21 protein-coding genes and 1 pseudogene are annotated in these 24,651 nt (G+C 64.8%); 3 read left to right on the top strand and 19 right to left on the bottom strand.

The window, feature by feature from the left end; all coding sequences use genetic code 11:
- Positions 1-79: 79 nt before the first annotated feature.
- The gene (gene secA / locus E1742_RS21085; RefSeq protein WP_134387089.1) at positions 80-2,848 is read right to left on the bottom strand and encodes a preprotein translocase subunit SecA; all 2,769 of its coding nucleotides are present in this window, start codon (positions 2,846-2,848) and stop codon (positions 80-82) included.
- Between the two features lie 267 nt (positions 2,849-3,115).
- On the opposite strand from secA, the gene E1742_RS21080 reads away from it, so the two are divergent.
- On the top strand, positions 3,116-3,583 hold the full coding sequence (locus E1742_RS21080) for a DciA family protein (RefSeq protein ID WP_134387088.1): 468 nt from the start codon (positions 3,116-3,118) through the stop codon (positions 3,581-3,583).
- A gap of 24 nt (positions 3,584-3,607) precedes the next feature.
- Here E1742_RS21080 and lpxC read toward each other — a convergent pair whose 3' ends face one another.
- Positions 3,608-4,540, bottom strand: coding sequence for a UDP-3-O-acyl-N-acetylglucosamine deacetylase (gene lpxC / locus E1742_RS21075; protein WP_134387087.1), 933 nt, complete (start codon positions 4,538-4,540; stop codon positions 3,608-3,610).
- Between the two features lie 105 nt (positions 4,541-4,645).
- The gene (locus E1742_RS21070; protein ID WP_134388267.1) at positions 4,646-5,488 is read right to left on the bottom strand and encodes a DMT family transporter; all 843 of its coding nucleotides are present in this window, start codon (positions 5,486-5,488) and stop codon (positions 4,646-4,648) included.
- 157 nt (positions 5,489-5,645) lie between these two features.
- Between E1742_RS21070 and E1742_RS21065 the strand changes: the two genes are divergently transcribed.
- Both E1742_RS21065 and E1742_RS21060 read left to right on the top strand, forming a co-directional pair.
- Positions 5,646-6,116 (top strand): hypothetical protein, encoded by a 471-nt coding sequence (locus tag E1742_RS21065; RefSeq protein WP_134387086.1) that lies wholly within the window; start codon positions 5,646-5,648, stop codon positions 6,114-6,116.
- A gap of 57 nt (positions 6,117-6,173) precedes the next feature.
- Positions 6,174-6,671 carry an SET domain-containing protein gene (locus E1742_RS21060; RefSeq protein WP_134387085.1) on the top strand — a complete coding sequence of 166 codons (498 nt, stop codon included), beginning with the start codon at positions 6,174-6,176 and terminating at the stop codon, positions 6,669-6,671.
- A gap of 91 nt (positions 6,672-6,762) precedes the next feature.
- Here E1742_RS21060 and E1742_RS21055 read toward each other — a convergent pair whose 3' ends face one another.
- The 16 genes and pseudogenes from E1742_RS21055 to mraZ all read right to left on the bottom strand — a co-directional run bounded on the left by E1742_RS21055 (position 6,763) and on the right by mraZ (position 24,649).
- The gene (locus tag E1742_RS21055; protein WP_134387084.1) at positions 6,763-7,266 is read right to left on the bottom strand and encodes a peroxiredoxin; all 504 of its coding nucleotides are present in this window, start codon (positions 7,264-7,266) and stop codon (positions 6,763-6,765) included.
- 176 nt (positions 7,267-7,442) lie between these two features.
- The gene (gene ftsZ / locus E1742_RS21050; RefSeq protein WP_134387083.1) at positions 7,443-8,654 is read right to left on the bottom strand and encodes a cell division protein FtsZ; all 1,212 of its coding nucleotides are present in this window, start codon (positions 8,652-8,654) and stop codon (positions 7,443-7,445) included.
- 168 nt (positions 8,655-8,822) lie between these two features.
- Positions 8,823-10,055 carry a cell division protein FtsA gene (ftsA, locus tag E1742_RS21045; RefSeq protein ID WP_134387082.1) on the bottom strand — a complete coding sequence of 411 codons (1,233 nt, stop codon included), beginning with the start codon at positions 10,053-10,055 and terminating at the stop codon, positions 8,823-8,825.
- Between the two features lie 71 nt (positions 10,056-10,126).
- Complete coding sequence (locus E1742_RS21040) at positions 10,127-10,903, bottom strand: cell division protein FtsQ/DivIB (protein ID WP_134387081.1); 777 nt, start codon at positions 10,901-10,903, stop codon at positions 10,127-10,129.
- Between the two features lie 7 nt (positions 10,904-10,910).
- Positions 10,911-11,873 carry a D-alanine--D-alanine ligase gene (locus E1742_RS21035; RefSeq protein ID WP_134387080.1) on the bottom strand — a complete coding sequence of 321 codons (963 nt, stop codon included), beginning with the start codon at positions 11,871-11,873 and terminating at the stop codon, positions 10,911-10,913.
- Entirely contained in the window at positions 11,870-13,267 is a 1,398-nt protein-coding gene (murC, locus tag E1742_RS21030) for a UDP-N-acetylmuramate--L-alanine ligase (RefSeq protein ID WP_134387079.1), read from the bottom strand. Before murC ends, E1742_RS21035 begins: the two co-directional genes overlap by 4 nt.
- A 10-nt stretch (positions 13,268-13,277) precedes the next feature.
- A pseudogene (murG, locus tag E1742_RS21025) lies at positions 13,278-14,332 on the bottom strand (undecaprenyldiphospho-muramoylpentapeptide beta-N-acetylglucosaminyltransferase).
- A gap of 20 nt (positions 14,333-14,352) precedes the next feature.
- Positions 14,353-15,552 carry a putative lipid II flippase FtsW gene (gene ftsW / locus E1742_RS21020; RefSeq protein WP_134387078.1) on the bottom strand — a complete coding sequence of 400 codons (1,200 nt, stop codon included), beginning with the start codon at positions 15,550-15,552 and terminating at the stop codon, positions 14,353-14,355.
- On the bottom strand, positions 15,552-17,054 hold the full coding sequence (gene murD, locus E1742_RS21015) for a UDP-N-acetylmuramoyl-L-alanine--D-glutamate ligase (protein WP_134387077.1): 1,503 nt from the start codon (positions 17,052-17,054) through the stop codon (positions 15,552-15,554). Before murD ends, ftsW begins: the two co-directional genes overlap by 1 nt.
- 4 nt (positions 17,055-17,058) lie before the next feature.
- Positions 17,059-18,228 (bottom strand): phospho-N-acetylmuramoyl-pentapeptide-transferase, encoded by a 1,170-nt coding sequence (gene mraY, locus E1742_RS21010; protein WP_134387076.1) that lies wholly within the window; start codon positions 18,226-18,228, stop codon positions 17,059-17,061.
- 2 nt (positions 18,229-18,230) lie between these two features.
- Positions 18,231-19,619 carry a UDP-N-acetylmuramoyl-tripeptide--D-alanyl-D-alanine ligase gene (locus tag E1742_RS21005; RefSeq protein ID WP_134387075.1) on the bottom strand — a complete coding sequence of 463 codons (1,389 nt, stop codon included), beginning with the start codon at positions 19,617-19,619 and terminating at the stop codon, positions 18,231-18,233.
- Positions 19,619-21,169, bottom strand: a complete 1,551-nt coding sequence (locus E1742_RS21000; RefSeq protein ID WP_134387074.1) for a UDP-N-acetylmuramoyl-L-alanyl-D-glutamate--2,6-diaminopimelate ligase — start codon at positions 21,167-21,169, stop codon at positions 19,619-19,621. Before E1742_RS21000 ends, E1742_RS21005 begins: the two co-directional genes overlap by 1 nt.
- Entirely contained in the window at positions 21,169-22,974 is a 1,806-nt protein-coding gene (locus tag E1742_RS20995) for a peptidoglycan D,D-transpeptidase FtsI family protein (RefSeq protein WP_134387073.1), read from the bottom strand. Before E1742_RS20995 ends, E1742_RS21000 begins: the two co-directional genes overlap by 1 nt.
- Positions 22,971-23,243 carry a cell division protein FtsL gene (ftsL, locus tag E1742_RS20990; RefSeq protein ID WP_134387072.1) on the bottom strand — a complete coding sequence of 91 codons (273 nt, stop codon included), beginning with the start codon at positions 23,241-23,243 and terminating at the stop codon, positions 22,971-22,973. The genes E1742_RS20995 and ftsL overlap by 4 nt, the downstream gene beginning before the upstream one ends.
- Complete coding sequence (gene rsmH / locus E1742_RS20985; protein WP_134387071.1) at positions 23,240-24,211, bottom strand: 16S rRNA (cytosine(1402)-N(4))-methyltransferase RsmH; 972 nt, start codon at positions 24,209-24,211, stop codon at positions 23,240-23,242. The genes ftsL and rsmH overlap by 4 nt, the downstream gene beginning before the upstream one ends.
- Before the next feature lie 9 nt (positions 24,212-24,220).
- Positions 24,221-24,649: a division/cell wall cluster transcriptional repressor MraZ gene (mraZ, locus tag E1742_RS20980; RefSeq protein ID WP_134387070.1), complete on the bottom strand. Its 429-nt coding sequence runs from the start codon at positions 24,647-24,649 to the stop codon at positions 24,221-24,223.
- Positions 24,650-24,651 lie beyond the last annotated feature (2 nt).

Raw genomic sequence — 24,651 nt, 5'->3', positions numbered from 1 at the left:
GACCCACCCGGCGGATAGAACCAGCCGATGTATATGACGCCAGCCGATAAAAAAACCGGAGCAAGCTCCGGTCTTCTCATCACGCCAGCTTGCCGTGGCAAGCCTTGTATTTCTTGCCGCTGCCGCAAGGGCAAGGGTCATTGCGTCCCACCTTGACGCCGGCGCTGATGCCCACTTCCGGCATGTTGGCCGGCGTTGCCATCGGTGCCAGCAGCTCTTCCGGCGCCGCGTTCGGGTTGAAGTCGGCGTGCTGGTAGTGCACGTTTTCCAGGTGGGGCGCCGCAGCCGCCATGGCCGCTTCCGCCGCCTCGACTTCCTCGCGCGACTGGATACGCACCGTCATGACCATCTTGACGACTTCGTTCTTGATCATGTCCAGCATCTGGCTGAACAGCTCGAACGCTTCGCGCTTGTATTCCTGCTTCGGGTTCTTCTGCGCGTAGCCGCGCAGGTGGATGCCCTGGCGCAGGTGGTCTAGCGCGGCCAGGTGTTCGCGCCAGTGGCTGTCGACGCTTTGCAGCATCACGTTGCGCTCGAAGCCGCCGAACGCGTCCTTGCCGACGACGGCGATCTTGGCGTTGTACTGCTCGTCCGCCGCCGCCTGCACGCGTTCGACGATGTCCTCGTCGGTCAGGTTCGATTCCTTCTCCAGCATCTCCGTCAGCGGCAGGTTGATCTGCCACTCGGACGCCAGCACGGCCTGCAGCGCCGGCACGTCCCACTGTTCCTCGACAGATTCGGCCGGCACGTATTCGCGCACCAGATCCTCGAACACGCTGCGGCGCAGGTTCTGGATCGTCTCGGAGATGTCGGTCGCTTCCAGCAGCTCGTTACGCTGCTGGTAGATCACCTTGCGCTGGTCGTTGGCGACGTCGTCGTATTCCAGCAGCTGCTTCCTGATGTCGAAGTTACGAGCCTCGACCTTGCGCTGGGCGGACTCGATGGAACGGGTGACGATGCCCGCTTCGATCGGTTCGCCTTCCGGCATCTTGAGGCGGTCCATGATGGCGCGCACGCGGTCGCCCGCGAAGATGCGCAGCAACGGATCGTCCAGCGACAGGTAGAAGCGCGACGAGCCCGGGTCGCCCTGGCGGCCGGAACGGCCACGCAGCTGATTGTCGACGCGGCGCGATTCGTGGCGTTCCGTGCCGATGATGTGCAGGCCGCCGGCCGCCACCACCTGCTCGTGCAGCGCCTGCCAGCCGTCGCTCAGCTTGTGGGCACGTTCGGCTTTTTCCGCATCGGACAGGGACGGGTCGGCCTCGAGGAACTTGATCTGGTTTTCGACGTTACCGCCCAGGACGATGTCGGTACCGCGACCGGCCATGTTGGTGGCGATCGTGATCGCCTTCGGCGAACCCGCCTGGGCGATGATCTCCGCTTCACGGGCGTGCTGCTTGGCGTTCAGCACGTTGTGCGGCAGCTTGGCCTTGGTCAGGATCGACGACAGCAGTTCCGAGTTCTCGATCGACGTCGTACCCACCAGCACGGGCTGGCCGCGCTCATAGCAGTCGCGGATGTCGTTGAGCATGGCGCCATATTTTTCCTGCGCCGATTTGTAGACCTGGTCCTGCTTGTCCTTGCGGGCCGATGGGCGGTTCGGCGGGATGACGACGGTTTCCAGGCCGTAGATCTCCTGGAATTCGTAGGCTTCCGTATCGGCCGTACCCGTCATGCCGGACAGCTTGCCGTACATGCGGAAGTAGTTCTGGAACGTGATCGACGCGAGCGTCTGGTTCTCGTTCTGGATGCGCACGCCCTCTTTCGCCTCGACCGCCTGGTGCAGGCCGTCCGACCAGCGGCGGCCCGTCATCATGCGGCCCGTGAATTCGTCGACGATGACGATCTCGCCGTTCTGCACCACGTAGTGCTGGTCCTTGTGGTACAGCGCATGGGCGCGCAGCGCCGCATACAGGTGGTGCACCAGCGTGATGTTGGCCGAGTCGTACAGCGACGCGCCTTCGGGCAGCAGGCCCATTTGCGTCAGGATCGCTTCGGCTTTTTCGTGGCCCGCTTCCGTCAGCAGCACCTGGTGCGCCTTTTCGTCCTTCGTGTAGTCGCCCGGGACTTCAATCTTGCCCTTGCCGTCCGGCGTCTCTTCGCCGACCTGCAGCACCAGCTGAGGCGGCACGGTGTTGATCTTGTGGTACAGGTCCGTGTGGTTCTCGGCCTGGCCGGAGATGATCAGCGGCGTACGCGCCTCGTCGATCAGGATCGAGTCGACTTCATCGACGATGGCGAAGTTCAGGCCGCGCTGCACGCGTTCGCGCACTTCGAACACCATATTGTCGCGCAGGTAGTCGAAGCCGAATTCGTTGTTGGTGCCGTAGGTGATGTCGGAACCATAGGCCGCCTGTTTGACGCCATGGTCCATCTGCGACAGGTTGACGCCCGTCGTCAGGCCCAGCCAGCGATAGAGCTTGCCCATCGTGTCCGAGTCGCGCTGCGCCAGGTAATCGTTGACGGTGACGATGTGCACGCCCTTGCCGGACAGCGCGTTCAGGTAGGCCGCCAGCGTGGCGGTCAGCGTCTTGCCCTCGCCCGTGCGCATCTCGGCGATCTTGCCGTGGTGCAGCACCATACCGCCCAGCAGCTGGACGTCGAAGTGGCGCATCTTGAAGACGCGCTTGGACGCCTCGCGGCAGACGGCAAAGGCTTCGGGCAGCAGGTCGTCCAGCGACTCGCCCTTCGCGACGCGGTCGCGGAACTCGGGCGTTTTCGCCTGCAGCTCGGCGTCCGTCAGCTTTTCGAATGCGGGTTCGAGTGCATTGATCGCTTTTACGGTCTTCTGGTATTGCTTGAGCAACCGCTGGTTACGGCTGCCGAAAATCTGGGTCAGTAAGGACATGCTTGAATTCTTGATTAAACGCCGTTAAAAAAAGCCCGCTTCTAAAGCCCGCTCTGCGACCTTGCCCGTGCGAACGGATGCTCCATGTTCGCCCCGCCGAAGTTCCTCTGGTGCCCGCTAATGGCAAAATACCTGTGATTTTAGCATGCGGGGTCAGGTTGGGATTGCCGCCAGTAACACAATAGCAAATCTGGAAACAATCTCGGAACATTCCACCGGATGCACCCGACCGCTGCGCACGCGGCCTGGCTATGATATGTTTCGCCGATGCGATTCAACTCTCCCAACCAGAACCGGACAGCCGTCGAAGCGACGGACTTCCTGCGCCGCAACGACCGTATGGCAGCACTGCTGCCGGCCGTGCAGCGCATGGCGCAGTTGCAGCAGGATTGCGCCGCCGTCCTGCCGACGGCATTCTCGTTTTGCGAAATCCTGTCGTTCGAAGGGGGCGTGCTGGTACTGTCGACGCCGAATACGTCGGTTGCCGCCAAGCTTAAACAGCAATTGCCAAAACTGCAAGAAGCGCTCGCGCGAAAAGGCTGGCAGGTCGAGAACATCCGCCTGAAGGTGCAGATGATGCGGGCGATGTCGACGCCGCCGGTCGAGCCGCGCAAGCTGGTGATCCCCGAAGTGGGCGTGGATTCGTTTGCCGAGCTGTCGGAAAAGCTGGAGCCGACCAGGCAGAACGCGACACTGATCGCGGCGCTGCGCAACCTGGTGGCGCACCGCCGCTAGCGGCCGGCCCGGTTGCCCCGCCGGTCAGTTATACGACCATTCCTGTTCCATCTGCCGCGCATACGACGGCGGCGCCTTCTCGGCCGAATCGTAGGTGACGATTTCGTAGGCGTCCGGCCGCTTCAGCAGTTCGCGCAGCAGCAGGTTGTTCAGCGCATGGCCGGACTTGTGCGCCTCATAGGCGCAGATCAGCGGGTGGCCGATCACGTACAGGTCGCCGATGGCGTCCAGGATCTTGTGGCGCACGAATTCGTCGTCGTAGCGCAGGCCGTCCGGGTTCAGGATGCGGTATTCGTCCATGACGATGGCGTTTTCCAGCGAGCCGCCGCGCGCCAGGCCAATCCCGCGCAGCATCTCCACGTCCTGCATGAAGCCGAACGTGCGCGCCCGCGCCACCGCCTGGATATACGACTGCTCGCCGAAATCGACCAGCGCGCGCTGCGCCGTGCCGTCCACGGCGGGGTGGTTGAATTCGATGAAGAAGTCGAGCTTGAAGCCTTCGTGCGGCACCAGGCGGGCCCATTTTTCGCGGGCGCCTTCGCCTTCGCGCACTTCCACCGGCTTCAGGATGCGGATGAACTTCTTCGGCGCTTCCTGCTCCGCCAGGCCGGCCTGCTGCAGCAGGTAGACGAACGACGACGCCGAGCCGTCCATGATCGGGATCTCTTCGGCCGTGACGTCGATATACAGGTTGTCGATGCCGAGACCCGCACAGGCGGACAGCAGGTGTTCGATGGTCGATACGCGGGCACCGTCCCGGATCATGACGGTGGCCATGCGGGTGTCGCCGATTTCCATCGGCCCCACGGGGAACACCACCGGCGGCTTCAGGTCGACGCGGGAAAAGACGATGCCGGTATCCGGCGGCGCGGGTCGCAGGGTCAGTTCCACCTTCGTGCCCGAGTGCACTCCCACACCTGTGGTGCGGACCATTTCTTTGATCGTACGTTGTTTCATCTGACGATTATATCGGCTTTCCCTGCCGGGTGCCGGGGGCCGTTGCGGCCAGGTCACGAGTGTGATATGCGATGAAAGAGTTTGCGATAACAGCCGAACAGTTGGTCAAGGATGCTCCGCTTCCTTGTGCACGGCCTCGCGCCGCGCCAGGTAAAGACCGCTGGCAATGATGATACCGGCGCCCGTGATGGTCCAGCGGTCCGGCAGCGTGTTCCACAGCGCCCAGTCGATGGCGACGCCCCATGCCAGCGCCGTGTACTCGAACGGCGCGACGATCGACGCCTTGCCCATGCTGAACGCGCGCGTGATCGCCAGCTGGCCGAGGAAGCCGCTGACGGCCAGCGCCAGCAGCACGGGCCAGTCCTCAAGCCGCAGCGGCACCCAGCCGCTCCACGCCAGCGGCAACGCGCCGCAGCCCATCATGATGAGGATCCAGAACATGATCTGCTCGTTCGAGTCGGTGCGCGACAGGATGCGGCTGGCGATGGCCGACACGGCATAGCATGCGGCCGATCCCAGCACCGCCAGGCCGGCCACGGAAATGAAGCTGGTGCCGTCGGGCCGCAGTACCACCAGAACGCCAACCAGGCCCACGCCGATGGCCAGCCACTGCATGCCGTCGACTTTTTCCTTCAGCACGAGGACGGACAACGCGGTGATCAGCGCCGGCGCGATGAAAAACACGGAATAGGTTTCGGCCAGCGGCAGCGACTTCAGGGCAAAGGCAAACATCGTCAGCATGGCGATGCCCAGCGCGGCGCGCAGCAGCTGCAGCGACCAGCGCACCTTCAGCATCGTCGGGAACCTGCCGCGCCAGGCGACCCACGCGCACACCAGCGGCAGCGACGAGAACGAGCGCAGCACCGTCACCTGCATCGCGGGATAGTGGCCGGCCAGCAGCTTCATGGCGGTGTCCATGAACGAGAACATCGCGACGGCAATCGTCATCGCGTAGATGGCATGCAGGTTTTCCTTGGCGTGCGGTTTCAACGGGGCTCCATCTCCTGTGGTCGTGCTGGTCATTGTACGCAAAGACTTGTAACAATGTCAGGTCGCGGCCGGGGCTTTTTCCGCTAGACTGGAGAGACACCATTGCCCTTCTCCCATGAAAAAACTCACCCTGCTTGCACTGCTCGCCAGCGGCGCCGTCCACGCCGCCGAGGTTCCTGCCGCCGCCGATTGCATCAAGCCCGCACTGCCGCTGCTGATCCACGAACTGCCGCTCGACATCCAGCAGCTGCTGGGGCGCGGCAGACCGGGAATCGGCGGCCTGGCCGATTCGAACGAACGCTTCAGCGCCACCGATGCGCTCAGCAAGAACCCCGCGCCGATGACGCGTTTTCGCTGGGCCGGCCAGGGCGACGGCTGTTACGCCGTCACGCTGGAACGGGGTGGTTTTATCCGCTACGTCGAAACGGCGGTACTGCGCCAGACCGATGGCGCATGGCGCATCGTGGGCACGCGCGTACCGAACCCGGAAGAGACGGGAACGCCGTACCGCGGACCCACGGCGGAAGACGATGTCTGGGAATCCGTCGACCTGTCGAAGTGGCAAAAGCCTGTCATCGCAAAATAATGTGCGGCGTGACCACAACGAATCGTGCGAGGCGCCAACGCGCGGTATCATTTCGACATGACCAAGCCCGCCACACCCCTGTACGTCGTCCACGAATCCCCCATCCACGGCCGGGGCGTCTTTGCGCGCCGCAAGATCAAGGCCGGTGAACGCATCATCGAATACACGGGCGAGATCGTCGACTGGGAGGAAACCTGCCGCCGCACCGCCGAAAAGGGCGGGCCGATCAACCACACGTTCTTCTTCACGCTGAACGACGGCATGCTGATCGACGGCGGCGCCGGCGGCAACGACGCGCGCTTCATCAACCACTCGTGCGAACCGAACTGCGAAGCGATGGAAGACGAAGGCCGCGTCTACATCCACGCGCTGATGGACATCGAGAAGGGCGAAGAGCTCAAGTACAACTACGGCCTGATCTACGACGAGCGCCACACCCCGGCCGTCAAGAAGGCATTCGCCTGCCACTGCGGCGCACCGACCTGCACGGGCGTCATGCTGGCGCCGAAGAAGCGCAGCCGGAAGAAGCAGGGGCCTGTCCCCACCGCGGACTGACCCGGTTTTTTGCCTGCATCCACGCAACGCTCGCGAACTGCCGGGGACTGGCACCTTGCCCTCCCCGGCGTACTGCTCCAACGTCCTGGGTTCAGATCTGCCCCAGCAACGTCTCCACATTCGACACTTCGAACTTCCCGCCCTGCTCCACGTTGAGCTGCCTGACGACGCCATCCTCGACCAGCATCGAGTAGCGCTGCGAGCGCGTGCCCATGCCGAACTTGGCGAAGTCGGCGTCCAGGCCCAGCGCTTTGGTGAACGCGGCGTTGCCGTCGCCCATCATGCGTACGACGCCCGTGGCGTTCAGTTCGCGGCCCCAAGCGCCCATGACGAAGGCGTCGTTGACGGAGATGCACCAGATCTCGTCGATGCCCTTGGCTTTGAGCTCGTCGGCATGGGCGATGTAGCCCGGGGCGTGCTTGGCCGAGCAGGTTGGCGTGTAGGCGCCCGGCAGGCCGAAGATGGCGATCTTCTTGCCCTTCGCAAGCTCCTGGACGTTGAACGTGTTCGGGCCCAGCGCGCAGGCTTCCGTTTCGACTTCGATGTATTCGGACAGCGTGCCTTCCGGCAGCGTGTCGCCGATCTTGATGGTCATGGGAACTCCAGTTCAGAATAAAAAAAGGCCGCGTCAGGCGCGGCCAGCCTCCGGCAGCAGTATGCCAGAGGGTGAGCAATCTTGCTCAAAGTGCCAGTATCCCTCTCACGTAGACCCGGCAGCGGGCGCCCCGGTTTGCCCTGCGGGCGTTGGGGCGCCTTGTTGTGTCGTGAACGTCAGTCCGCCTGCTTGCGCAGGAATGCCGGAATGTCGTACGTCTCCATGCCGTTCTTTTCCATCGCGCGTACCTGCTCGGAGGCCGATTCGCGACGCCATACGGCCGGCGCCTTCATGCCTTCGAACGACTGGCCGGCGCCCACACCGGCACCCATCGAGACGGACGTCGAACCCACGCCGCCGCCCAGCGAAGCCTGTGGATGCAGGCCGCCGTTGGTACCCGTGCGCAGCATCTGCTGCGGCACCAGCTGCACGTGCTTCTTCGCCTTGCCCAGGCCCGTCGCCACGACGGTCACGCGGATCGAATCGCCCATCGAGTCGTCGTACGCGATACCTTGCGCGATCGACGCGTCCGGTGCCGCGAATGCACGCACGGCAGCCATGACTTCCTTGATCTCCTTGCCCTTCAGGCTACGGCTGGCCGTGACGTTGACCAGCACGCCGCGCGCACCGGACAGGTCGATGCCATCCAGCAGCGGCGAAGCAACGGCCTGCTCGGCCGCGATGCGCGCGCGGTCCACGCCTGCGGCGGTGGCCGTACCCATCATGGCCTTGCCCTGCTCGCCCATGATCGTCTTGACGTCGTTGAAGTCGACGTTGATGTGGCCCGGCACGTTGATGATCTCGGCGATACCGGCAACGGCGTTATTCAGGACGTCGTCGGCGTGCTGCAGCCATTCGATCAGCGATTCGTCTTCGTAGATCTCTTCCAGCTTCTCGTTCAGGATGACGATCAGCGAGTCGACATTTTCAGACAGCTGCTCCAGGCCCTCGTCGGCGATGTCCATGCACTTCTGGCCTTCGTGCGAAAACGGCTTGGAGACGACGGCCACCGTCAGCGCGCCCAGCGACTTCGCCACTTCGGCGACGATCGGCGCGGCACCCGTACCCGTGCCACCGCCCATGCCGGCGGCGATGAACACCATGTGCGCGCCACGCAGCGCATCTTCGATGCGGGCGCGCGATTCCTCGGCCAGCTTGCGACCGACTTCGGGCTTCATGCCCGCACCCAGGCCGGTATCCCCGATCTGGATGATGTTGCCGGCCTTGGAAGCGGACAACGCCTGGGCATCGGTATTGGCGGCGATGAATTCGACGCCGCTCATACCTTTGTTGATCATGTGCTGCACGGCGTTGCCGCCTGCTCCACCGACACCGACGACCTTGATGACCGTACCCAGTGCTGCGTTATCGACCATATCGAACTCCATGATGTGCTCCTAAAAGTATGCGGTTTCAAGCGACAGGCCTCATATCGGTAGGAGAACTGGCGATTGAACAGCGCAAAAATATAATTGAATGAGAAATACCCAAAAAACTGAAATCTTGTACCGTCCCGGGAAGCGCAACCGCTGTCGCAGCCAACGCCTTCCCCATTTTTAGAAATTACCCAGGAACCACTCCTTCATGCGCTGCCACACCGCTTTTACCGACCCGTCCTGGCGCGTCACGATATGCCCGCGCAGATACTGCTTCTTCGCTTCCATCAGGAGTCCGAGCACGGTGGCGTAGCGGGGGCTGCGCACCACGTCGGCCAGCTGGCCGCGATAGTCCGGCGTCCCCATGCGCGCCGGCTTCAGGAAGATGTCTTCCGCCATCTCGATCATGCCGGGCATGATCGCCGTGCCCCCGGTCAGCACGATCCCGGACGAGAGCACGCCCTCGTATCCGGATTCGCGCACGACCTGGTGCACCATGGCGAACAATTCCTCCACGCGCGGCTCGATGACGGCAGCCAGCGCCTGGCGGGAAAGGTTGCGGGGGCCACGGTCGCCCAGGCCCGGCACTTCCAGGTGTTCCCCCGGATCTGCCAGTACCTGTTTGGCCACGCCGTAACGGATCTTGATTTCTTCCGCTTCCGAGGTGGGGGTCCGCAAGGCCATTGCGATGTCGTTGGTGATCTGGTCACCGGCGATAGGGATCACTGCCGTATGGCGGATCGCGCCGTCCGAGAACACTGCAACGTCGGTGGTGCCGCCGCCGATATCGATCAGCACTACACCCAATTCTTTTTCGTCCGGCGTCAGCACGGCATCTGCCGATGCCATCGGCTGCAGGATCAGGTCCGAGACCTCGAGCCCGCAGCGGCGCACGCACTTGACGATGTTCTGCACGGCGCTGACGGCGCCGGTCACGATGTGGACTTTCACTTCCAGGCGGATGCCGCTCATGCCGATCGGCTCGCGCACGTCTTCCTGGCTGTCGACGATGAATTCCTGTGGCACGGTATGCAGCAGCTGTTGATCGGTCGGGATGTTAACCGCCTTTGCCGTTTCGATGACGCGCGCCACGTCGGTCGCCGTGACTTCCTTTTCCTTGATGGCCACCATGCCGCTCGAATTGAAGCTGCGGATATGGCTGCCCGCGATACCCGCGTAGACATTGCGGATCTTGCAGTCGGCCATCAGCTCGGCCTCTTCGAGCGCGCGCTGGATCGACTCCACGGTCGCTTCGATGTTGACCACCACGCCCTTCTTCAGGCCCTTCGATTCGTGCTGACCCAGCCCGATCACTTCGTGGCGTCCATCGGCCATCACTTCGGCCACCACGGCCACCACTTTGGAGGTGCCGATGTCGAGGCCGACGATCAGGTTTTTCGCGTCTTTTGTCATCTGTTTTGCCTGCTGTTCTTTTCGTCGTCGTTACTGCTGCTTCTGTTGTTTGTCACTGATAGTTTTTACAGCTACCTGTGCGGCTTCTCGGCCGGTATCTTCAATCCTGTCGCGGACAGCGCCAGACCGTTCTGGTAGCGCATGTCGATGTTCTCGATGTTCTGCACGCGGCTGGCCAGCTGCGGCCAGATGCCCACCAGGCGCTGCACGCGCTCCTTCAGCGTCGTCGGCGTCTGCTCGCGCCCCAGCGCCACGCTCATGCCGTTGTCGAGCGTCACCGTCCACGCGTAGCGGGTCGACAGCGCCAGTCCCTGCGGCGCCAGCTGCACGGGTGCGAACCACTTGCGCAGCTCCGTGTAGCGCGTCAGCACTTCCTTCTCGCTGCCCTCCGGTCCCGAGAACTGGGGCAGCTGATGATCCTCGCGCTGGTCCTCTTCCGCCTCGGCCAGGTTGGCGGTAAACACATCGCCCTTGACCGACAGCAGGCGGCCATCCTCGCCCCACGTCCCCAGCGCCTCGTGCTCTTCCACTTCCACGATCAACTGGTCGGGCCATTCGCGCCGCACCGTTGCGCGGCGTACCCACGGCACCGCCTCGAACACCTGGCGCACCGTCTCCAGGTTCGCCGTGAAGAAGTTGCCGACGATGCGCCCCTGCGTGCCGTTCTTCAAAGTCAGCAGGTTCACGTGCCGCAACTCGCCACGGTCCATCGACTCAACGCGGATGGTGCGCAGATCGAATACAGGACGGTGCGCCAGCCACCACACCCCTGTCGCAACGCAAGCGCCCACCACCACGGCAAATATGCCGCTGGCGGTTGCATTCAGGGCTTTCGCGTCATGCCACATCGGTTCTTCAGCCTTTTGCGTTCTTCAGCCGCGCGCCGCGCAGGATTTCCACGCACAGCTGCTCATAGCTGAGGCCTTCCGCGCGCGCCGCCATCGGCACCAGCGAGTGGCTCGTCATGCCGGGGGACGTATTCACCTCCAGCAGGAACGGACGGTTGTCCTGTGCGCGCAGCAGCACGTCCACGCGGCCCCAACCCTCGCAGCCGACGGCGCGGTAGGCCTGTACGGCCAGGTCGCGCATCTCGGCCTGAATGGCGTCATCCAGCTGCGGCGGGCAGAAATACTGCGTCGTGTCCGTAAAATATTTGTTCTGGTAGTCGTAGTCGCCCTGCGGCGCGACAATCTCGACGACCGGGAGCGCGCGCGCGGCGGCGCCCGTGCCCAGCACGGCGACGGTAAACTCGCGCCCCTGTACGAACGATTCGGCCAGCACGGAGTCGTCCAGCGGCGCGCACTTGTCATACGCGGCCTGGAAGTCGGCCACCGCCTCCACTTTCGAGAAGCCGATCGACGATCCCTCGTGCGGCGGCTTGACGATCAGCGGCAGGCCCAGTTGCGCGGCGGCAGCGCTGAGGTCCGTGTCGGCATGCAGCACGGCGTAGGCCGGCGTCGGAATGCCTTCCTTCAGCCACAGGATTTTCGTCGTGATCTTGTCCATTGCGATGGCGCTGGCCATGACGCCGCTGCCCGTGTACGGAATGCCCAGCAGCTCCAGGGCGCCCTGCAGGGTGCCATCCTCGCCATAGCGGCCGTGCAGCGCGATGAAGACGCGGTCGAATTTTTCCGCCGCCAGTTCGGCCAGCGAACGCTGGCCTGGATCGAATGCGTGGGCGTCGATGCCCTGGCTTTGCAGCGCGGCCAGCACGCCGCTGCCGGACATGATGGAAACGTCGCGCTCGGCCGAGCGGCCGCCGAACAGCACGCCGACCTTGCCGAAGCCCTTGGCTTCCTGCGAAGTGATTGGGTTCATTGAGTGACTTTCTGATAGCTGGTCAGTTTCGCGGGGATGCCGCCGATCGCGCCCGCCCCCATCGTCAGCACGACGTCGCCGTCGCGCACCACGTTCATGATCGTTTCCGGCAGGTCGGCAAGGGTCTCGACAAACACGGGTTCCGTCTGGCCGCGGGCGCGGATCGCGCGCACCAGCGAGCGGCCATCGGCGCCCACGATCGGCGCTTCGCCGGCCGGGTAGACGTCCACCAGCAGCAGCACATCGACCTTGGAGAGTACCTTGGCGAAATCGTCGAACAGGTCGCGCGTGCGGCTGTAGCGGTGCGGCTGGAACGCCAGAACCAGGCGGCGGCCCGGGTACGCGGCGCGCGCGGCGGCCAGCGTCACTTCCGTTTCCACCGGGTGGTGGCCGAAGTCGTCCACCAGCGCGAATGTCCCGCCGTTCGGCGCGGCCACCTCGCCATACTTGGTGAAGCGGCGGCCCACGCCGGCAAATCCGGCCAGGCCGGCCTGCGTGTCCTTGTCCTCGACACCGATCTCGCGGGCGATGGCGATGGCCGAGCAGGCGTTCTGCACGTTGTGCATGCCGGGCTGGTTCAGCACGAATTCCGTGTCCGGATAGCCTTCCTGCAGCACCGTGAAGCGCATCAGCGTGCCGTCGGCGCGGGCGTTCACGGCGCGCACCTCGGCATCCTCGGCGAAGCCGTACGTCGTCACCGGTTTCGTCACCTGCGGCAGGATGCTGCGCACGTGCGGGTCGTCGATGCACATCATCGCGCGGCCATAGAACGGCAAACGGTGCGTGAAGTGCACGAACGCCGCTTTCAGTTTCTCGAAATCGTGCTCGTACGTGTCCATATGGTCGGCATCGATGTTCGTGATCACCTCGATCATCGGTGTCAGGTTCAGGAACGATGCATCCGACTCGTCGGCCTCGGCCACCAGGTATTCGCCGGAGCCCAGCCGGGCGTTGGCGCCGGCCGCCGTCAGGCGGCCGCCGATGACGAACGTCGGATCGAGCCCGCCCTGCGCCAGCACGGAGGCAACCAGCGATGTCGTCGTTGTCTTGCCGTGCGTGCCGGCAATAGCGATGCCGCGCTTCAGGCGCATCAGCTCACCGAGCATGACGGCGCGCGGCACGATGGGAATCTTGCGGCGACGCGCTTCCAGCACTTCCGGGTTGTCCGCCTTGACAGCGGTGGACGTGACAACGGCGTCCGCTGCGCCGATGAATTCGGCCGCATGGCCCTGGTGCACGGTGGCGCCCATGTCGGCCAGGCGCTGCGTGACGGCATTGCTGCCCAGGTCCGAGCCGGAGACGTTGTAGCCCAGCGTGACCAGCACCTCGGCGATGCCGCTCATGCCGCTGCCGCCGATGCCTACAAAATGGATGTTCTTGACTTTATGTTTCACGTTTTTCTTCTTATGAAAGTTGTTCCAGCACGGCGGCAATCGCGTCGTTGGCGTCGCGCTTGCCCACCGCATGCGCCGCCACGGCCATCCGTTCGCAGTCGGCGCGCGTCAGCGTTTGCAGCAGCGCGGCCAGGCCTTGCGCCGTCAGTTCCGTTTGCGGAAGGTGAATCGCCGCCTTCTGCCCTGCCATCCACTGCGCGTTGTCGCGCTGGTGGCTGGTCGTCGATGCCACCAGCGGCACCAGCACGCTGGCCACGCCGGCTGCCGTCAGCTCCGACACGGTGATCGCGCCGGCGCGGCAGATGACGACGTCCGCCTGCGCGTACGCGCCAGCCATGTCGTCGATGAAGTCGACCACTTTTGCGGACACGTTCGCGCCCGTGTACGCGGCGCGCAGCGCGTCGATATTCTTCTTGCCCGACTGGTGCGTCACCAGCGGCCGTTCGGCTTCCGGCAGCAGCGCCAGCGCAGCGGGCAAGGCATCGTTCAGCGCTTTCGCCCCCAGGCTGCCGCCAACCACGAGGATGCGCAGCGGGCCGCTACGGCCGGCAAAGCGCTGCGCCGGGGTGGGCAGGTCCAGGATCTCCTTGCGCACCGGGTTGCCCGTTACGACCGCCTTGGCGGCCGCGCTGCCGAAGTCCGCCGGGAAGCCGAAGCACACGCGCGAGGCGAGCGGCGCCAACGTCTTATTGGACAGCAGCAGCGCCGCATCGGCATTGACGAGCACCAGCGGCACGCCGCGCAGCTTCGCGCTCATCCCGCCCGGCACGGTCACGTAGCCCCCATGCCCAGCACGACGTCGGGCTTCCTGCGCTTCAGATAGCCGGAGCAGTCGGCAAACGCCTTGAGCAGCTTGAAGCCGCCTGACACGGTGTGGCCCAGGCCCTTGCCGCGCATGCCGCTGAAATGGACGACGTCCATCGCCACGCCCTGCTTCGGCACGAGATCCTGTTCCATGCCATGCGACGTGCCGAGCCACGTGACTTCCCAGCCGCGCGCGCGCATCGTCTGCGCGATCGCCAGGCCCGGGAAGATATGGCCGCCCGTGCCGGCCGCCATGATCATCAGTCGTTTGACAGATCGCGTCATACCCGGCCTCCTCGCATCAGCACGCGGTTCTCGTAATCGATGCGCAGCAGGATCGCCAGGCCCACGCAGTTGATGACGACGCCGGAGCCGCCATAGCTCATCAGGGGCAACGTCAGGCCCTTGGTTGGCAGCAGTCCCAGGTTCACACCCATATTGATGAAGCACTGCACGCCCAGCCAGATGCCGATGCCCTTGGCAACCAGGCCGGCAAAGGTCTGGTCGATGGCGATGGCCTGGCGGCCGATATCGAATGCGCGCTTGACGATCCAGTAGAACAGCGCGATGACGACCAGCACGCCGACCAAACCCAGTTCCTCGCCGATCACGGCCAGCAGGAAGTCGGTATGCGCTTCGGGCAGGTAGTGCAGCTTCTCGACGCTGCCACCCAGGCCCACGCCAAACAACTCGCCGCGCCCGAAGGCGATCAGCGAGTGCGTCAGCTGGTAAGCCTTGTTCAACGCGTTCTCCTCCTCCCACGGATTGAGGTAGGCGAAGAAGCGGTCCCGCCGGAACTTCGACAGCGCGATGATCGTCACGAAGATCGTCACCAGCATCGCGCCGATGCCGCCGAACCAGATGGCGTTGACGCCGCCCAGGAACAGGATACCCATGGCGATGCAGACGATCACGCCGAACGCGCCCAGATCGGGCTCCAGCAGGAGCAGCAGGCCGACGAAGCTGACGGCCAGCGCCATCGGCAGGAAACCCTTGGTCAGCTTGTGCATGTATTCCTGCTTGCGTACCGTGTAATCGGCCGCGTACAGCACCATGATCAGCTTCATCACTTCGGACGGCTGGCCCAGGCGGAACGGCAGCCAGCGGCGCCCGCCGTTGACGACGATGCCGATGCCGGGGATCAGCACCAGCACCAGCAGCACCAGGGTGGCGATGAACAGGTACGGCGCCGCCTTTTGCATTGTTGCGATGGGAACGCGGAACACGAACGCCGCCGCGACCGCGGCAATGGCCATGAAGGTGGCCTGGCGGCTGAGGAAGTACGTGTTCGAGTATGCGGCGAACTTGGGCGAATCGGGCAGTGCGATGGAGGCGGAATACACCATCACCATCCCCAGCAGCATCAGCAGGATGACAACCCAGACCAGCGGCTGGTCGTATTCCATCATGCGCGACTGGCGCGCACGGATGTCGATTGGCGTTGCCGCCGAACCGCCGCCGAATTTGAACGGGAGCTGCATCAGATCTCCTGCCCCGCGTCCAGTGCCAGCTCGCGCACGGTGTCGATGAATACCTGGGCGCGATGGGCATAGTTCTTGAACATGTCCAGGCTGGCGCACGCCGGCGACAGCAGCACTGCATCGCCGCCATGCGCCAGGGCCGCGGCGCGTTTCGTTGCTTCCTCCAGTGTGGCGCAATCCTCCAGGCGCACCCCGGAATCGAGCAGCGCGGCACGGATGGCCGGCGCATCGCGCCCGATCAGCACCACGGCGCGTACGTAGCGCGACACCGGCCCGGCCAGCGGTTCGAATTCCTGGCCCTTGCCGTCGCCGCCGGCAATCAGCACCAGCTTCTGGTTTTCACCCGTGAAACTCTTGCCCAGGCCGTCGATGGCCGCGACCGTCGCGCCCACGTTGGTGCCCTTGCTGTCGTCGTAGAACTCGACGCCGTCGATGGCCGCCACCAGTTCCACGCGGTGCGGCTGGCCCTTGTAGTCGCGCAGCGCATGCAGCAGCGGTGCGAACGGCAGGCCGATCGCCCGGCACAGCGCCAGCGCGGCCAGCGCGTTCGACGCGTTGTGCGTGCCGCGGATCTGCAGCGCGTCGGCCGGCATCAGCTTTTTGAGCATCGTTTCGACAACGGGCGCGGGTTCGTTCTTGCGGCGCTTCTTCGGTTCCGCATCGTCCAGAGGCTCGGCCGTCGCCAGCCAGTGGATGCCCCGTTCACTGACGAGCCCGAAGCTGTCCGGCGCTTCCGGCGCATCCGTGCCGAACGTGACATTGGTTCCCGTCGGGTTGGCCATGCGCAGGCTGTAGGCGTCGTTGCGGTTCAGCACGCGCACCGTGTCGGTGCCGAAGATACGGGCCTTGTCATCCGCATACGCCTGCATGGTGCCGTGCCAGTCCAGGTGGTCCTGCGTCACGTTCAGCACCGTTGCGGCATCGGCCTGCAGCGAGTACGTCGTGTGCAGCTGGAAGCTGGACAGCTCCAATACCCACACCTGCGGCAGTGCGTCGGGGCTGTCCATATCGGCGCGCAGCACGTCCAGCGCGGCCGGGCTGATATTGCCGGCCACGCGCGTGGTCAGGCCGGCGCGCTCGCACAGCTGGCCCGTCAAGGTGGTGACGGTGGTCTTGCCGTTGGTGCCCGTGATGGCGATGACCTTCGGCGTATAGCCGCGGTCCGCCTTCAGCCAGGCCAGCGCCTGGGCGAATATCTCGATCTCGCCCCAGACGGGAATGCCGGCGGCCTGCGCGGCCGGGATGATCCCAGCCAGTTCGCGGTGCGGCGCCAGGCCGGGGCTGACCGCAACGAAATCGACGCCATCGAGCAGTGCGGCGTTGAACGGGCCCGAGACGAACTGCGTGCCCGGCAGCGTTTCGCGCAGTACGGGCAGCCGCTCGGGCACGGGGCGCGTGTCGGCCACGCGCAGCAGCGCGCAGCAGCGGGCCAGCCACTGCGCCATGGCGAGCCCGGATTCCCCGAGCCCCAGTACCAGTGCGATTTTGCCGTTATAGATCATGAGGTCAACGCAGCTTCAGTGTCGACAGGCCAAGCAGCACGAGCATCATCGTGATGATCCAGAAACGCACGACGACCTGCGTCTCCTTCCAGCCTTTCTGCTCGAAGTGGTGATGCAGGGGCGCCATCAGGAAGACGCGGCGGCCCACGCCGTAGCGCTTCTTGGTGTATTTGAACCAGCCCACCTGGATGATCACGGAAACCGTTTCGGCAACGAAGATGCCGCCCATGATGAACAGCACGATCTCCTGGCGCACGACGACCGCAATGGTGCCAAGCGCGCCGCCGAGCGCCAGCGCGCCCACGTCGCCCATGAAGACCTGCGCCGGGTGCGTGTTATACCAGAGGAAGGCGAGACCCGCGCCGGCCATTGCGCCGACAAAGATGATCAGCTCACCGGCACCGGGAATGTGCGGGATGAACAGGTATTTCGAATAGGTGGCGCTGCCGGTCAGGTAGGCGAACAGGCCAAGGCCCGAACCCACCATTACCGTCGGCATGATCGCCAGGCCGTCCAGGCCATCGGTGAAGTTGACGGCATTGGACGAGCCGACGATGACGCAGTACGTCAGCGCGATGAAGCCCCAGACGCCCAGCGGATAGCTGATCGTCTTGAAGAACGGGACGATCAGGTCGGCCTTGGGCGGCAGGTCCATCGAGAAGCCCGACTGCACCCACGCGAAGAACAGGCGGAATACTTCGGCCGGCGTCGGCGCCGATACGGAGAAGGCCAGGTACAGCGCGGCGGCCACGCCGACCAGCGACTGCCAGAAGTATTTTTCGGCCGAACGCATGCCCTCGGGATCCTGCCGCACGACCTTGCGGTAGTCGTCGACCCAGCCGACGATGCCGAAGCCGATCGTCACGACCATCACGGGCCAGATCAGGCGGTTGGACCAGTCGCACCACAGCAAGGTGGAGACGCCAATGGCGATCAGCAGCAGCACGCCGCCCATCGTCGGCGTGCCGTGTTTTTTCAGGTGTGTCTGCGGACCGTCGGTGCGCACGGCCTGGCCGTACTTCATCACCGTCAGCTTGCGGATGACGGCAGGACCGGCGATCAGGCCGATCAGGAGCGCGGTAATCGTGGCGAAGACGGCACGGAACGTGATGAAGTTGAAGACGCGGAAGGCGCCGATGTCGTCCTGCAGATATTGTGCGAGCCAAAGCAGCATGATTAGTGTGAGTCCTTGTTAGCTTGTTGCGATCCAATCAAATGCTGCACGACCCGTTCCATCTTCATGAAACGGGAGCCCTTGATCAATACGGTCGTACCCGGCGTTACCGCCGCGTCCACGGCGGCCAGCAACGCATCGAACTGTTCGAAATGGCGCGCCTGTCCTGCCACTGCCATATGCCGGGCCAGCTCGCCCGTTGCCAGCACCTGCTCGATGCCGCGGCTTGCCGCGTAGGCGGCAATCTCCTCGTGGAACTCGCGTCCCTGGGTGCCCACCTCGCCCATGTCGCCCAGGACCAGCACGCGCGGCACGGCGGCATTGGCCAGCACGTCGATGGCCGCGCGTACGGAGTCGGGATTGGCGTTGTAGGTGTCGTCGATGACGACGGCCCCATTGGCTGCCGTTTTCCTTTGCAGGCGGCCGCTGACGGGCGCGAAGCTGTCCAGGCCCTGCTTGATCTGCTCCGGTGCGATGCCGGCCGCGTAGGTGCAGGCGATCGCCGCCAGCGCATTGCGCACGTTATGCTCGCCGGCCGCCTGCAGGCCAATGTAGAACTGCAGCGGCTCCGCGTCGGTCCTGACCGTGACGAACATCTGGTTGCCGAAATCGTCGGCGCGGAACGTGCAGCTGACGTCCGCCTCTTTCGTCAGGCCGAAGGTCAGCACGCGCCGTCCGGCGGACAGCTCCTGCCAGATCGGCGTGAACTCGTCCTGCGCGGGGAACACGGCCACGCCATCAAGCGGCAAGGCCGCCAGCACGGAGCCGTTCTCGCGCGCCACCGCTTCGACCGTATGCATGAACTCCTGGTGCTCGCGCTGGGCGTTGTTGACCATGCCGATCGTCGGCGCGGCGATGGCGGCCAGCCGGCCGATCTCGCCTGGGTGGTTCATGCCCAGTTCCACGACGGCCGAGCGATGTTCGCCCGACAGGCGGAACAATGTGAGCGGGACGCCGATCTCGTTGTTCAGGTTCCCGCGTGTGGCGAGACGGCCGTCTTCGCCGTGGGCGACAGCCAGGATGGCGGCGATCATTTCCTTGACCGTCGTCTTGCCGTTACTGCCGGTAACGCCGATGACGGGCACGGCGAACTGGCGGCGCCACCAATTGGCGATGCGGCCCAGGGCGACCAGCGTGTCGGGAACAACGATGGCGGGCAGCGTCCAGCCGTCCGGCAGCGCCTCGACGACGACGGCGGCCACGTTCTTTGTCGCGACCTGCGGCAGGAAGTCGTGCGCGTCGAACACTTCGCCGCGCAGGGCGACGAACAGCGCGCCCGCCTGCACGGTGCGGCTGTCGGTGGAGACGCCGTCGAACGCCAGGCTGTCGGCGCCGTGGACGTATCGCGCGCCCGGCAGCGCGGACAGGATATCGACAATGGTGGCGCGCATCAGTTCGGCCTCATCATCGTCAGGCGGGCGGACAGCGCCAGCTGGGCATGGTCGGCGTCCGAGAACGGCAGCTTCTTGCCCTTGATTTCCTGGTACGGTTCGTGCCCCTTGCCGGCCACGAGGATCACGTCGTTCCTTGCAGCGTGCTTGATGGCCGACAGAATGGCCGCCGCGCGGTCCTCGATGGCCTGTACCTTGGCGGGCAGGCTCTTGTCCATGCCGGCGACGATCTGGGCGATGATCGTGTGCGGGTCTTCGCTGCGCGGGTTGTCGCTGGTGACGAGCACGTGATCCGCCGCCTGCGCGATGCGGCCCATCTGCGGGCGCTTGCCCGGATCGCGGTCGCCGCCGCAGCCGAACACGCACCACAGCTGGCCGTTGCGGTCCTGCGCCACGCTGCGCAGCACCTCGACGGTTTTTTCCAGCGCATCGGGCGTGTGGGCGTAGTCGATAACGACCATCGGCGCATCGTTGCCGCCGACGAGCTGCATGCGGCCCGGCGCCGGCGTCAGCGCCTCGATGGCTTCCACGGCCGCGCGCAGCGTCAGGCCTTTCGCCAGCAGCGCGCCGAGAACGCCAAGCGCATTGCTGACGTTGAACGAACCGACCAGCTGCGTCTTGACGTGCGCGCCGCCAAGCGGCGACTCCAGCATGAATTCCGTGCCGGCGCTGCGCGTGCGCACCTGGCTTGCGCGCAGCAGGTTGACGCCGGCAATGTCCGGCTGCGTTGCCGCGTCTTTCAAGGTGTAGCCCGTTACCGCGGCCTTGCCCTGGGCCAGCACGTGCTGCGCCAGGCGCAGTCCGGCCGGATCGTCCAGGTTGACCACAGCCGTTTTCAGGCCGGGCCAGTCGAACAGGCGGCGCTTGGCGGCTTCATACGCTTCCATCGTTCCGTGGAAGTCCAGATGGTCGCGCGTGAGGTTGGTAAACAGCGCCACGTCGAAATGCATGCCGTCGGCACGGCCCTGTTCCAGGCCGATCGACGACACCTCGATCGCCAGCGCGGCGGCGCCGGCGGCGCGGCAGTCGGCCAGGGTGCGGGCCAGCAGCACCTGGTCCGGCGTGGTATAGCCGGTGGCATCGAACTCCGGTTCGGTGCGGCCCTGGAACAACGCCACGCCGAGCGTGCCGATGACGGCGGCGGTGTCGCCGCCGCGGGCCAGCGCGTGTCCCAGCCAGACGGCGCTGGAGGTCTTGCCGTTCGTACCCGTCACGCCCACGGTAAACATGCCTGCATCGGGCATGTCGTAAAACGCATGCGCGATGGGTCCGGCGCGGCGTTTCAGGTCCGGTACGGCCAGGCTGGCCACCGTCCATTCGGGCTTCCAGTCGAAGCCGGCGGGGTCGTAGACGACCGCCGCGGCGCCCTGCTTCACGGCTGCGTCGATGAACGCGCGGCCATCGCCTGCGCCGTCATTCGAAGGGTCGGCTGAATACGCAAAAAATACGTCGCCCGTCCTGATGCGGCGCGAGTCGGAAGCCAGCTGCCCCGTGGGCGCGGCCTGTCTGATCCAGTTGCTGATATCGTTGTTGTTCTTCATGTCGCTCATTACATGGCCTCCGGACCGGTATCGGTCGGGACGACGATTTCCGTCACTGTGGAATCGGGAGGCACGTTTGAAGCTCGCAGCGCGTTCTCTGCGACCTTCGCAAAAGTCGGTGCGGCGACCTGGCCGCCGTAGTGGCCGCCCTGGGTCGGCTCGTCGATCATCACGGCGATGACGAAACGCGGCGCCGACATCGGCACGATGCCGACGAAGGTGCCGATATATTTGCGCGGCATCGCGTAACGGCCGTTCTCCACTTTATAGGCGGTACCCGTCTTGCCACCCACGCGGTAGCCGGGTATCTGGGCCTGCTTGGCCGTGCCGTCCTTGCCCGAGACGACCATCTCCAGCATCTCGCGCATCTCGCGCGCCGTCTGCGGCTTGATGATCTGCTGGCCCATGGGCTGCTCCTGCGATTTCTGGAACGTCAGCGGAATCGTGTCGCCGTTACGGGCGAACATCAGGTACGAACGCGCCAGCTGGATCAGCGAGACGGCAATGCCGTTACCGTAGCTCATCGTGGCCTGTTCGACGGGACGCCAGGATTTATAAGGCCGCACGCGGCCGGCAACGGCGCCGGGGAAGCCCCATTTCGGCTGCTGGCCGAAGCCCACCTTGGTAAACATTTCCCACATGTCCTGCGCCGGCATCGACAGCGCGATTTTCGACGTGCCGATATTGGACGACATCTCGACGATCTGCTGCACGTTGATGACGCCGTGCGCCTTGGTATCGCTGATGGTGCGGTCGAGGATCTGCAGCCGGCCATTGCCGGTGTCGATGGTCGTGTGCGGGCTGACCTTGCCCTTGTCCAGCGCCAGCGCCACCGTGATGGGTTTCAGCGTGGAGCCGGGTTCGAACGAGTCGGTCATGACGCGGTTGCGCAGCTGCGCGCCCGTCAGCGCGCGGCGGTCGTTCGGGTCGTAGCTGGGGTAGTTCGCCAGCGCCAGCACTTCGCCCGTGTGCACGTCCAGCACGACGGCGGCGCCGGCCTTGGCCTTGAACTTTTCCACCGCGCCCTTCAGCTGCGTGAACGCGATGTACTGGATCTTCGAATCGACCGACAGCACCAGGTCCTTGCCGTCGTGCGGTTCGTGCTTGGCGCCGATGTCCTCGACGATGCGGCCGAGGCGGTCCTTGATGACGCGGCGCGAGCCGGGCGTGCCGACCAGCGTCTTCTGCTGCGCCAGCTCCATCGATTCCTGGCCCACGTCTTCCACGTTGGTGAAGCCGACGACGTGCGTCATCACTTCGCCCTGCGGGTAGAAGCGCTTGTATTCCTTGCGGGTGTCGATGCCGTCGATCTTCAGTTTCGCGATCCGGTCGGCCACGTCCTGTTCCACCTGGCGTTTCAGGTAGACGAAATTGCGGTCCGAGTCGAGCTTCTTGCGCAGGTCCGCTTCGCTCATGTCCAGCAGGCGCGCCAGTTCGCGCAGCTTTTCCGGCGGCGCCTGCAGCACGTCGTCTGGAATCGCCCAGATGGCCTTGACGGGAATCGACGATGCCAGCACCTGGCCGTTGCGGTCGGTGATCTTGCCGCGCGTGGCGGGCAGTTCGATGGTGCGCGCGTAACGGATCTCGCCCTGCTTCTGCAGGAATTGCGTCGACAGGCCTTGCAGCCACAAGGCGCGGCCGGCCAGCGCGGCAAAGGCGGCGAACAGCACGAACAGCACCACGCGCGAGCGCCACGTGGGCAGGCGCACGGCCAGCACGGGGCTCTTCGAGAACGACACGCCCTTGGAAGCGGCAACGCGCGAACCCGCAGCCGCGGTCGCGCGTGATGTCGTTGCCCGGTTGGAGCGCGTCATTCGCCGCCCTCCGTCAGGTATTGCGTGCGCGCCGGCGTCAGCGGCGTCATTTCCAGGTCGCGCCGGGCGATTTCCTCGATACGGGCGTGCTTGCCCAGCGTCGACTGATCGAGCTGCAACTGCGCCCATTCGATATCGAGCTGGCGCGCCTGCGACTGCGTGCGTTCCAGTTCGATAAAGAGGTGGCGCGCTTCATACTGCGCCTTCACCAGCGACAGTGCGCAGATGACCAGCAGCGCGGCCAGCACGGCATTGATCTTGCCGCTCATCGTGCGCTCCCGGCGTGATTGGTCGCCAGCCGCTGCGCGACGCGCATGACGGCGGAGCGGGCGCGAGGGTTGGCATCCACTTCGGCGTCGGACGGCTTCATCTTCGCCAGCAGCTTCAGTTCCGGCTGCGGCAGGTCCACCGCACGGATCGGCAGGCGCCGGTCCGGCTGCGCCACGTTGACCCGTTCGGCGAAGAAGCGCTTGACCATGCGGTCTTCCAGCGAGTGGAAGCTGATGACGGCCATGATGCCGCCGATCGCCAGGGTGTCGTATGCCTGCTTCAGGCCTGCTTCGAGGTCCTCAAGCTCTTTATTGACGAAAATCCGGATAGCCTGAAAGGTCCGTGTGGCCGGATCCTTGCCCTTCTCCCGGGTTTTGACCGCGCCTGCCACGATGCCGGCAAGCTGTCGTGTGGTTGAAATTGGCTCGATTGCCCGGCGAGCAACAATCGCCTTTGCAATCTGAAAAGCAAACCGTTCTTCCCCATATTCCCTGATCACCTTTTCCAGTGTCTGTTCGGATTCCGTGGCAAGCCACTGTGCCGCCGACATGCCGCGCGTGGTGTCCATGCGCATGTCGAGCGGGCCGTCGTTGCGGAAGGAAAATCCGCGTGCCGCGTCATCGACCTGGGGCGACGAAATGCCCAGGTCCAGCAGCACGCCGTCCACTTGCGTGATTCCGCGCTCGGCCAGCGCCGCCGCCATCGTGGCGAAGCTGTCGTGGACAATGGTGAAACGTGGGTCGGCGATCGTTTCCGCCGTGGCGATCGCCTGCGGATCCTTGTCGAAGGCGATCAGGCGGCCATTCGGGCCGAGGCGCGACAGCAACAGGCGACTGTGGCCGCCGCGACCGAAGGTGCCGTCGACATAAATGCCGTCCGCGCGCGCGCCGGCGATGGCAAGCGCGTCAACCGCTTCATCCAACAGCACCGTACGATGCTGAAAATCTGGCACCGCTGTGTTCGTCATGTGCGGGCCTTAGAAGGAGAAATCGGACAGGGTGTCGGGCATGCCGACGTCGATCGTGGCCTGCTCGTTCTCGGCACGCTTGACCGGGTCCCAGATTTCGAAATGGGTCAGCATGCCGGACAGGACGACGTCGCGGCCCAGGCCGACGGCGTCGCGCAGCTCCGGCGCGACCAGGATGCGGCCGGCCGAGTCCATCTCGACATCGCTGGCGTTGCCCAGCAGAATGCGCTGCCAGCCGCGGGCCGACATCGGCCACGCGGCGATCTGGTCGCGCTTAGCTTCCCAGACGGGACGCGGATACATCAGCAGGCAGCCGTCCGGGTGCTTGGTCAGCGTGAGGCGTCCTTCGCACTGAATGCTCAGTGCGTCACGGTGCTTGGCGGGGATAGACATCCTGCCTTTCGCATCGAGAGTGATTGCGGACGCGCCCTGGAACACGG

It is taken from the genome of Pseudoduganella plicata (genome assembly GCF_004421005.1).
Lineage (GTDB): Bacteria > Pseudomonadota > Gammaproteobacteria > Burkholderiales > Burkholderiaceae_D > Rugamonas > Rugamonas plicata.
The sequence above is the reverse complement of the archived record's forward strand: the minus strand, read 5'-3'. Positions and strand labels throughout refer to the sequence as shown.

What these genes read in the sequence shown, in the direction of transcription:
- secA (WP_134387089.1), bottom strand. Translation starts at nt 2,848, where the DNA reads ATGTCCTTACTGACCCAGATTTTCGGCAGCCGTAACCAGCGGTTGCTC.
- E1742_RS21080 (WP_134387088.1), top strand. Translation starts at nt 3,116, where the DNA reads ATGCGATTCAACTCTCCCAACCAGAACCGGACAGCCGTCGAAGCGACG.
- lpxC (WP_134387087.1), bottom strand. Translation starts at nt 4,540, where the DNA reads ATGAAACAACGTACGATCAAAGAAATGGTCCGCACCACAGGTGTGGGA.
- E1742_RS21070 (WP_134388267.1), bottom strand. Translation starts at nt 5,488, where the DNA reads ATGACGATTGCCGTCGCGATGTTCTCGTTCATGGACACCGCCATGAAG.
- E1742_RS21065 (WP_134387086.1), top strand. Translation starts at nt 5,646, where the DNA reads ATGAAAAAACTCACCCTGCTTGCACTGCTCGCCAGCGGCGCCGTCCAC.
- E1742_RS21060 (WP_134387085.1), top strand. Translation starts at nt 6,174, where the DNA reads ATGACCAAGCCCGCCACACCCCTGTACGTCGTCCACGAATCCCCCATC.
- E1742_RS21055 (WP_134387084.1), bottom strand. Translation starts at nt 7,266, where the DNA reads ATGACCATCAAGATCGGCGACACGCTGCCGGAAGGCACGCTGTCCGAA.
- ftsZ (WP_134387083.1), bottom strand. Translation starts at nt 8,654, where the DNA reads ATGGAGTTCGATATGGTCGATAACGCAGCACTGGGTACGGTCATCAAG.
- ftsA (WP_134387082.1), bottom strand. Translation starts at nt 10,055, where the DNA reads ATGACAAAAGACGCGAAAAACCTGATCGTCGGCCTCGACATCGGCACC.
- E1742_RS21040 (WP_134387081.1), bottom strand. Translation starts at nt 10,903, where the DNA reads ATGTGGCATGACGCGAAAGCCCTGAATGCAACCGCCAGCGGCATATTT.
- E1742_RS21035 (WP_134387080.1), bottom strand. Translation starts at nt 11,873, where the DNA reads ATGAACCCAATCACTTCGCAGGAAGCCAAGGGCTTCGGCAAGGTCGGC.
- ftsW (WP_134387078.1), bottom strand. Translation starts at nt 15,552, where the DNA reads ATGCAGCTCCCGTTCAAATTCGGCGGCGGTTCGGCGGCAACGCCAATC.
- murD (WP_134387077.1), bottom strand. Translation starts at nt 17,054, where the DNA reads ATGATCTATAACGGCAAAATCGCACTGGTACTGGGGCTCGGGGAATCC.
- mraY (WP_134387076.1), bottom strand. Translation starts at nt 18,228, where the DNA reads ATGCTGCTTTGGCTCGCACAATATCTGCAGGACGACATCGGCGCCTTC.
- E1742_RS21005 (WP_134387075.1), bottom strand. Translation starts at nt 19,619, where the DNA reads ATGCGCGCCACCATTGTCGATATCCTGTCCGCGCTGCCGGGCGCGCGA.
- E1742_RS21000 (WP_134387074.1), bottom strand. Translation starts at nt 21,169, where the DNA reads ATGAGCGACATGAAGAACAACAACGATATCAGCAACTGGATCAGACAG.
- E1742_RS20995 (WP_134387073.1), bottom strand. Translation starts at nt 22,974, where the DNA reads ATGACGCGCTCCAACCGGGCAACGACATCACGCGCGACCGCGGCTGCG.
- ftsL (WP_134387072.1), bottom strand. Translation starts at nt 23,243, where the DNA reads ATGAGCGGCAAGATCAATGCCGTGCTGGCCGCGCTGCTGGTCATCTGC.
- rsmH (WP_134387071.1), bottom strand. Translation starts at nt 24,211, where the DNA reads ATGACGAACACAGCGGTGCCAGATTTTCAGCATCGTACGGTGCTGTTG.